At 73.8% G+C, this 8,605-nt stretch carries 10 protein-coding genes; 6 read left to right on the top strand and 4 right to left on the bottom strand.

Features of this window, described 5'->3' with window-relative positions:
* On the bottom strand, nt 1-728 hold a 728-nt coding region (locus NH602_RS24830), incomplete at its 3' end, for a glycosyltransferase family 2 protein (RefSeq protein WP_253069043.1).
* Nucleotides 729-1,286: 558 nt separating this feature from the next.
* On the opposite strand from NH602_RS24830, the gene NH602_RS24825 reads away from it, so the two are divergent.
* The 5 genes from NH602_RS24825 (at nt 1,287) to NH602_RS24805 (ending at nt 4,921) form a co-directional block, all read left to right on the top strand.
* A complete protein-coding gene (locus NH602_RS24825; protein ID WP_253069042.1) occupies nt 1,287-2,168 on the top strand; it encodes a glycosyltransferase in 882 nt (293 codons plus the stop codon).
* Nucleotides 2,169-2,356: 188 nt separating this feature from the next.
* Nucleotides 2,357-3,070: an energy-coupling factor ABC transporter permease gene (locus tag NH602_RS24820; protein ID WP_174565861.1), complete on the top strand. Its 714-nt coding sequence runs from the start codon at nt 2,357-2,359 to the stop codon at nt 3,068-3,070.
* Entirely contained in the window at nt 3,067-3,417 is a 351-nt protein-coding gene (locus tag NH602_RS24815) for a PDGLE domain-containing protein (protein ID WP_253069041.1), read from the top strand. The genes NH602_RS24820 and NH602_RS24815 overlap by 4 nt, the downstream gene beginning before the upstream one ends.
* The gene (gene cbiQ / locus NH602_RS24810) at nt 3,417-4,181 is read left to right on the top strand and encodes a cobalt ECF transporter T component CbiQ (RefSeq protein ID WP_073574794.1); all 765 of its coding nucleotides are present in this window, start codon (nt 3,417-3,419) and stop codon (nt 4,179-4,181) included. The genes NH602_RS24815 and cbiQ overlap by 1 nt, the downstream gene beginning before the upstream one ends.
* Complete coding sequence (locus NH602_RS24805) at nt 4,178-4,921, top strand: energy-coupling factor ABC transporter ATP-binding protein (RefSeq protein ID WP_253069040.1); 744 nt, start codon at nt 4,178-4,180, stop codon at nt 4,919-4,921. The genes cbiQ and NH602_RS24805 overlap by 4 nt, the downstream gene beginning before the upstream one ends.
* Nucleotides 4,922-5,028: 107 nt before the next feature.
* Here the strand turns inward: NH602_RS24805 and NH602_RS24800 are convergent, their stop codons facing one another.
* From NH602_RS24800 to NH602_RS24790, 3 genes are all read right to left on the bottom strand, one after another.
* Nucleotides 5,029-6,279, bottom strand: a complete 1,251-nt coding sequence (locus NH602_RS24800) for an SPFH domain-containing protein (RefSeq protein WP_073574792.1) — start codon at nt 6,277-6,279, stop codon at nt 5,029-5,031.
* Between the two features lie 88 nt (nt 6,280-6,367).
* Nucleotides 6,368-6,817: an NfeD family protein gene (locus NH602_RS24795; protein ID WP_073574791.1), complete on the bottom strand. Its 450-nt coding sequence runs from the start codon at nt 6,815-6,817 to the stop codon at nt 6,368-6,370.
* A 113-nt stretch (nt 6,818-6,930) separates the two neighbouring features.
* Nucleotides 6,931-7,770, bottom strand: coding sequence for a DUF3097 domain-containing protein (locus NH602_RS24790; protein ID WP_179759807.1), 840 nt, complete (start codon nt 7,768-7,770; stop codon nt 6,931-6,933).
* Between the two features lie 145 nt (nt 7,771-7,915).
* Here NH602_RS24790 and NH602_RS24785 point away from each other — a divergent pair.
* A partial coding sequence (locus NH602_RS24785; RefSeq protein WP_253069039.1) for a hypothetical protein occupies nt 7,916-8,605 on the top strand: 690 nt, incomplete at its 3' end.

Here is an 8,605-nt window from a genome sequence, read left to right as displayed (position 1 = left end):
CCGGCGGGCCGGTCGTCGCGACCGGCCCGCCGCCGCTCGGCGGCGAGGGTCCGCAGGACGCGGGTGCCGTCGGCGAAGGTGCGCAGGTTCGTCTCGCCGAACATCCGCTCCTTCTCCACCGAGGGGACCTCGGTGATCGACAGACCGGCGGCGGCGACGCGGCAGTTCAGGACCGTCTCGATCTCGAACCCGTCGCCCCAGTACATCCCGCCGTCCGGGTGCGGCGGCATGTCGACCGCGGGCAGCTCCAGCAGCGGCAGGATGTCGGCCCAGAAGGCGTTGTAGCCGTAGCAGAGGTCGCTGTAGCGGGTCCCGAACAGCGTGTTCGCGATCAGGTTCAGACCGGCGTTGCCACCCTTGCGGAGCAACGTGATGTCGTCGCTGCCGCCCCCCTTGGTGAACCGGCTGCCCTTCGCGAAGTCGGCGCCCTCGACGAGCGCGGCGACGAAGCGCGGGATCTCCTGCGGGTCGGCCGAGCCGTCCGCGTCGAACATGACGATGGCGTCGCCGGTGGCCGCGGCGAAACCGCAGGCCATCGCGTTGCCCTTGCCCTTGCGGGTCTGGCGGACGATCCGGACGCCGGGCAGGACACGGCGTGCGGTCTCGACGGTGCCGTCCTGGGAGTCGCCGTCGACGACGATCACCTCGTACACGGCGGGACGCACGGCCGCGACGGCCGGCAGGACCACCTCGAGGTTCCGTGCCTCGTTGCGGGTCGGCACGATCACCGACACCCTCGGTTGGTTCGGACGACGTGGTCCGTGGTCAGGGCGCTTGTTCACCGGTCTCTCCCCCGAATCGATCGGTCCTGGCGCGCGGTTGGCGAGCAGTGCGTGTCCGGTCGTGACGACGATGCCGACATCGACCGGATCCGTTACCCCACAACGGGGGTCATCCGGCTTATCTCCGGCGCCGTCGGTCGCGTTACGTGACCCGCACCGCATCGGGTGTCGCCCGGACGGCGCAAGGCCTCCGGACTCCGTCGCCGCGGCGTGGACCGATCACGCGAACACGACGACCGATACTACGGACGTCGTCCGGGCCGCCGCGGTGCGGGACCGGCCCACCGGGACCCCGCCCGACGAGCGGTGATCGTCGGGCGGCGAGCGGCGGGACGTCCGGCCGATGATCACGGTGCGTATCCGTTCCGTCCCGATGGTCCCCTTCGGACGTCGCTCGTCCGCGCCGCCGTCCGGCCCGCCGACCGGGACGGGTAGCGTGGCTCGCCGCCTGCTCGTCCGATCCGTTCCACCCCTGCGAGGTACCCGATGAGGCCCGGCGGCTTTGTGCCCAGCGTGTCCGTCTGCATCCCGGTCCACAACGGCGAGACCTATCTCGCCGAGACCATCCGCAGCGTGCTGGAGCAGACCTGGCGGGACTTCGAGCTCGTCGTGCTGGAGAACGGCAGCACCGATGCGAGCTGGGAGATCGCGACCTCGTTCCGCGACCCGCGGATCCGGGTCGAGCGCAACCGGCAGACACTGCCGCAGGGCGACAACTGGAACCGCGCCGTCGAGCTCTGCCGCGCACCGCTGGTGAAGCTGGTCTGCGCCGACGACCTGCTGCACCCGCGCTGCCTGGAGCTGCAGGTTCCGCCGATGCGCGACGACCCGTCGCTGTCGGTGGTGGCCTCGCGCCGGCACATGATCGACGAGCAGAGCCGGGTCATCGTCCCGCGCCGCGGCCTCGGCGGCGGCCTGGTCGGGCTGCACTCGGGCAGCGAGGTCGCGCGGCGGGTCATCCGCAACGGCGCGAACCCGATCGGCGAGCCGGGCAACGTCCTGTTCCGGCGCGAGCAGTTCGTCACCGCGGGCGGATGGCGCCCGGAGCGGCGCTTCATCATGGACCTCGACCTCTGGATGCGCCTGCTCCAGTACGGCGACTTCCTCGGCGTCCCGGAGACCCTGGCCGCGTTCCGGGTCGCTCGCGGCTCGGTCTCCTCGGAGTTCGAGCAGCAGATCTCCGAGGAGCAGCAGCTGCTGTTCGACGAGCTGGGCGACTCCGGGGTGTTCGACGTCCGTCCGATCGACGTGCGGATCGGCCGGCTCGCCCTGCCGCTGGGCCGGGCCCGGCGCAAGGCGCTGTTCAAGGTCTCGCGCATCGCCGCCCGCAAGGACGACAAGCTGATCGCCGAGCGCGACGAGGCCGCGTCGGCCGACGCCCGCTGACCGCGGGCGCCCGACCGCGCGCCGCCCGGACGGACGGCACCCCGGACTCCCCGATCGGCGGGGTCGATACCGGACATCCGGGACATGCAGTCGCCTATCTACTGCCAGGCCTTTGCGGCAGCACCGCCGTCGCGTTGAATCCCCTCACCCGGCCGGGTGGCGGCCGGTCCGACCGGTGAGGGGGCACGATGCAGACGCACGCGGTCGCCATGCACATGAGCGACGGACTGGTGAACGGCCCGACGGCGCTGCTGTTCGCCGTCGTCGCGGTGATCGCGCTGACGGTCGCGGTCCTGCGCGCCCGCGCGGACCTCGACGACCGCACCGCGCCGATGGCCGGACTGGTCACGGCGTTCGTCTTCGCCGTCCAGATGATCAACTTCCCGATCCTGCCCGGGGCCAGCGGGCACCTGCTGGGCGGGGCGCTCGTCGCGATCCTGGTCGGCCCGTGGGTGGGCATGATCGCGATCTCGATCGTGCTCGTCGTGCAGGCGCTGCTGTTCGCCGACGGCGGCATCACCGCACTGGGCCTCAACATCACGAACATGGCCGTGATCGGGGTGGTCGTCGGCTGGCTGGTGGCGCGCTCGCTGCGCCGGTTCGCGGTGCGTTCCCGCGGCGGGCTGGTCGCCGTCGCCTTCGTCGCGGCCCTGCTCAACACCGTCGTCGCGTCGATGGGCTTCGTCCTGGAGTACGCGATCGGAGGCGCCGGCGGCGCCACCCTCGGCACGGTGTTCGCGCTGATGGGCGGGCTGCACGTGCTGATCGGCATCGGTGAGGGCGTGATCACCGCGGCCACCGTGGGCGCGGTGGCCGCCGCCCGGCCGGACCTGGTGTACCTGCTGCGCGGCACCGGGCGCCCGCTGGCCCGCCGCTCGACCTCCGAGGAGGGTGCGCGATGAGCGCCACCGCCCGCCGTCGCCCGCTGCTGTTCTTCGCCGGGTTCCTGATCGTGTCCCTGGTCGTGGCCGGGCTGGTCTCGTCCTTCGCCTCCCCCGACCCCGACGGCCTGGACACCGTCGCCCGGGACGGCTGCACCGCCGTCGCGACCCCGGACGGCGAGGAGCGGCTGGAGGGCACCTGCATCGCGACCCACGAGAGCGCCCACGCCATGGCATCGAGCCCGCTCGCCGGGTACTCGGTCGTGGGCGGCGAGGGCACCACCGGCGTCGCCGGGGTGGCGGGGGTGCTGGTGACGGTCGTCGTCGCGGGCGGGGTGTTCCTGCTGCTGCGCCGCCGGGACGGCTGATGGGCGCCGGGCACGCGCACCCGCTGTACCTGCACCGCGACTCCCCCGTCCACCGGCTCCCCCCCGAGGTGAAGGTCGTCTCGGCACTGCTGGTGGTGGTGTGCGTGGTCGCGACCCCGCGCGAGGCGTTCGCGGTGTTCGGCGGGTTCGCGCTGCTGCTGGCCGCGGTGTGGGCCCTGGCCGGGGTGCGCCCGGGCTGGATCCTGCGGCGCTCGGTGATCGAGCTGCCGTTCGTGGTGCTCGCGGTGCTGCTGCCGTTCACCGGCCCGGCGCCGACGCTGGACTGGCTCGGCCTCACGCTGTCCCAGCCGGGACTGCTCGGGGCGTGGAACATCCTGGTCAAGGGCACCCTCGGCGTCCTGACCTCGCTGACCCTCGCGGCGACGACGCCGATGCGCGACCTGCTCGTCGGCCTGCAACGCCTGCACGCCCCGGCGATCGTCACCACGATCGCCACCCTGATGCTGCGCTACGCCGACGTGATCACCGGCGAGGCCCGCCGGATGCGGCTGTCCCGGATCTCCCGCGGCCACGACCCGCGGTTCCTGTGGCAGGCCGGGGCGACCGCCCGCGGGATCGGCTCGCTGTTCGTGCGGTCCTACGAACGCGGCGAGCGGGTGCACCTGGCGATGCTGTCGCGCGGCTGGACCGGCACCATGCCGCCGTCGGGCGACGCCCCGACCACCTCACGGCAGTGGCTGGCCGGGCTGACCGTCGCCGGGGTCGCGGTGCTGCTGGCCGGATCCGGCTGGGTGGCCGCATGAGCCCGCCGTCGCTGCGGCTGACCGACCTCGCCTTCGCCTACCCCGACGGCCACCAGGCGCTGTTCGGCGTCGACCTGACGATCGCCCCCGGCGAGCGGGTCGCGCTTCTCGGCCCGAACGGCGCCGGGAAGACCACGCTGGTGCTGCACCTCAACGGGATCCTCGGCGGCGGGGACGGCGCCGCGGGCACCGTCGAGGTCGGCGGGCTCCGGGTGGAGAAGCGGCACCTGCGCGAGATCCGCCGCCGGGTGGGGATCGTCTTCCAGGACCCCGACGACCAGCTGTTCATGCCCACCGTTGCCGAGGACGTGGCCTTCGGCCCGGCGAACTTCGGGCTGCGCGGGCCCGCGCTGCGCGAGCGGGTCGACGAGGCCCTGGCCGCGGTGGGGATGGCCGACGCCGCCGACCGCTCCCCGCTGCACCTGTCCGGCGGGCAGCGCCGCCGGGTCGCGCTGGCCACGGTGCTGGCGTGCGACCCGGAGATCCTGGTGCTCGACGAGCCGTCGTCGAACCTGGACCCGGTGGCCCGCCGCGAGCTGGCCGAGGTGCTGCTGGGGCTGGGCCGGACCATGCTCATGGTCACCCACGACCTGCCGTACGCGCTGCAGCTGTGCCCCCGCAGCGTCGTGCTGGACGGGGGCACCGTCGTCGCCGACGGGCCGACCCGCGAGCTGCTGGCCGACACCGAGCTGCTCGACCGGCACCGCCTGGAGCTGCCCTACGGCTTCGTCCTGGCCTGAGTGGGGTGCCCAGGGAGATCGCGCATGCTCCGGACGCGCCACCGCCCCACCCGGCGAGCCGGACGGGGCGGTGCGGTCACCGTTCGACGGTGAGGTGCGGCCGGGGGTCAGCCGCGCTGTTCCTGGCCGTTCGGGTGGCCCTGCGCCGCGCCCGGGGCGCCGATGCCGGGGACCTCGCGGGAGGCCTCCAGCCGGGCCGGGGCCGCACCGCCGCCGTTGCCGGTCTCGGCGCCGGGGACCGGTGGGACGTCCGAGCCGACCGGCGGGACCTCCTGCTGGGCCGCCGCGGTGGCCGCCGCGACCTGCTTGGCGATCTCCGGGTCGGACGAGGTGTCGAACCAGTCCTCGACGCCGTCGTCCTCGGCGGGCCGGGAGACGGTGCCGTCGTCGGGGCTGGGCTCGTAGCGGAAGACGCCGTCCTCGCCGGGCGCACCCAGCATCCGGGTGAAGCCCTCCAGTGCCTTCCCGAAGTCGGACGGGACGACCCACAGCTTGCTGGCCTCGCCCTCGGCCATCTGCGGCAGCGTCTGCAGGTACTCGTAGGCGAGCAGCTCCGGGGTGGGCTTGCCGGCCTTGATCGCGGCGAACTTCTTCTCGATCGCCTTCGACTCACCCTGCGCCTCGAGGTACAGCGCGGCCCGGCGGCCCTGCGCCCGCAGGATCTCCGACTGCCGCTCGGCCTCGGCGGCGAGGATGGCGGCCTGCTTGGCGCCCTCCGCGGTGAGGATCTGGGACTGCTTGTTGCCCTCGGCGCTGCGGATGGCCGACTCCCGCTGGCCCTCCGCCGTGAGGATCATGGCCCGCTTCTCGCGGTCGGCCTTCATCTGCTGTTCCATCGAGTTCTGGATCGAGGGCGGCGGGTCGATCGCCTTGATCTCGACCCGGGCGACCCGGATGCCCCAGCGCTCGGTGGCCTCGTCCAGCTCGCCGCGCAGCGCGGTGTTGATCCGGTCGCGCGAGGTCAGCGTCTGCTCCAGCGTCATGCCGCCGACCACGTTGCGCAGGGTCGTGGTGGTGATCTGCTCGACACCGGCGATGTAGTTGGCGATCTCGTAGACCGCCGCCTTGGCGTCGTTGACCTTGAAGTACACGACCGTGTCGATGTTGACGGTCAGGTTGTCCTGCGTGATGACCGGCTGCGGCGGGAACGACACGACCTGCTCACGCAGGTCGACCCGCTCGCGGGTGCGGTCGACGAACGGCACCAGGATGGCGGGGCCGCCCTCCCGGATGCTGTGGTAGCGGCCCAGCCGTTCGATGATGTAGGCCCACTCCTGCGGGACGATGACGACCGACTTGACGACGATCGTCACGACCAGCGCGAGCAGGATGATGCCGATGATGAACTCGGCGCCCATGTGCTCTCCCCTCCTGCGCGCCGGAGAACCGGCGCCCGTGTCGCCCCGGAGTCCCCGGGGCGTCGTGGCCGTCCCGCCGCGGTGGCGGTCAGGACGGCGGTAGCTCCCCCCGACCGGTGACGAGCACGGCCGCCCCGGTCACCTGCAGGATCGTGACGGTGGCGCCGGCCTCGAGGACCTCCACCCCGTCCATCGACCGCGCCGACCACACCTCACGTCCGATCCGCACCTGCCCGCGCTCGCCGTCGACGCGCTGCACGACCTCGGCGGAGGCGCCGACGAACCGGTCCTGGTGGCGATCGAGCGTGCCCATGTGCTCGGCCAGCCTGCGTTTCGCCACCGGTCGCACGGCCAGCAGCAGCAGTACCGCGACGGCGCCGCCCACCCCGGCGGCCGGGAGGAGCGTCAACCCGAGTGCGGCACCGGCCGCCGCGGCGAGTGCGCCGCCGCCGAGCATGACGAGGAACAGCTCCCCGGACACGACCTCGCTGCCGATCAGTACGAGACCGATGAGCAGCCAGATCAGTGCCGGATCCATGGGCCCCAGGGTGCCAGAATGTCCGATTCCCCGTCGGCGTTTCGTCGGGATGATCCGCACCGCTTGGCCCGATCGTTACCGGTCGGTGCCGGAGTTCGCCCGCGGTGTCGGGGTCAGGTCCCCTCGGCGGTGACGAAGTCGATGAGGCGCTCGACCGCGCCGATCATCGGGGTCTCCAGATCGCGGTAGCTGCGGACCGCGCCGAGCACCCGGCGGGCACCGTCGGCGGGCTCGCCCCACCGCAGCGCCGCGCAGACCCCGGTCTTCCAGTCGGTGCCGCGCGGGATCACCGGCCATTCGCGGATCCCGACGACCGAGGGCTTCACGGCCTGCCAGACGTCGACGTAGGGGTGGCCGGTGACCAGGACGTGCTGCTGCGCGTCGCGGGTCGCCCGGTAGGCCTCGCGGGCCTGGCGGGTCTCCTTCGTGCCCTCCACCAGGTGGTCGACGAGGATGCCGAGGCGCCGGTGCGGGCCCGGGGCGAAGTCGCGGACCGCGGCGGCGAGGTCGTCGACGCCGTGCAGCGGCTCCACGACCACGCCCTCGACGCGCAGGTCGTGCCCCCACACCTGCTCGACCAGTGCCGCGTCGTGCAGGCCCTCGACCCAGATCCGGGCGGCGCGCGCGGTGCGCGCCTTCAGGTTCGCGACGTGCACCGAGCCGGACGCGGACAACGTGCGGCCCGCGGGGGCGGCCTGCGGCCGCACCAGCGTCGCGGGGCGGCCCTCGTACAGGAAACCGGCGGGGCGCAGCGGGAAGATCCGCCGGCCGCCGAAGCGGTCCTCCAGCGTCACCTCCGAGCCGGTGACGGTCACCACGGCACCGCAGAAACCGCTGGCCGGGTCCTCGACGACCAGGCCCGGCTCGGCGGCGACCTCGGTCACCCGGCTCTCCCGCGGCGCACGGGTGCCCGCGGTGTCGAACATGCCCCGGTAATCGTGGGTCCGGCTCATGGTGAGCCAGTATCGGTCGACGCCGGTCGGTGACCGCGGCACGACACGCCCACACTCCGGTGGTCACGCACAGCGTGACCCTCGTAGCGCTGCGTCACCCACGTGCCGGGTGTGCGACGCCGGACGGGCCGTTAGCCTGACCGCCGTGTCCTGTGCCTCCACGACCTTCGCCGTGTGGGCCTCGGCCTGGCTGGCCGGGTCCGCCGCACCCGACGACGTCCTCGACGCGCTCGCGCCGTGGTCGGAGGCGCACGACGTGCTCGCCGCCGACGACGTCACCGCCGCCACGACCGGACTGCCCGGACCCGGATCTGCGCCGACCTCGACGGCGATGCTGCTGGCCGCCGTCCGCCGCGGCGCCCCGCGCGGGCAGGCCCGGCTGGTGCTGCCGGCCCCCGGGGACGTGCGCGGCCTGCCCGGCCCGGGCCCGTTCTCCGACGCCGCGATCACCGCGGGCGAGGGCGTGCTGTTCGCCGACGCCGGGTTCGGCGTCGTGCCGTCACCGATCGCCGACGGGGTGGTCCGCTGGACCGCGCACGCCGTCGCCGACCCCGGCCCGGTTCCCGAGTACGTGGCGCTGAACGAGGCCGAACGGGAGCTGCGCGGCCAGGTGCGGGCCGCCGCCGCGGCGCTGACCGACCTGGGCGTGGCCCGGCACCGGCCCGGCGTGCGCGAGGAGATCGCGGCCTGGCTGCGCCGCCGTCCGCAGGCGCTGTGGCCCGGCGGGATGCCCCCGCAGGCGCTGCGGGTGCTGCAGCAGGCCGACGAGGTGGACGCGATCCTGTCCGCCGCCTCCGGCGACGAGCCCGGCGGCGCGCTGTCGGCGTCGGCGGCC

Origin of the sequence: Pseudonocardia sp. McavD-2-B (assembly GCF_024124365.1) — a bacterium.
Lineage (GTDB): Bacteria > Actinomycetota > Actinomycetes > Mycobacteriales > Pseudonocardiaceae > Pseudonocardia > Pseudonocardia alni.
The sequence above is the reverse complement of the archived record's forward strand: the minus strand, read 5'-3'. Positions and strand labels throughout refer to the sequence as shown.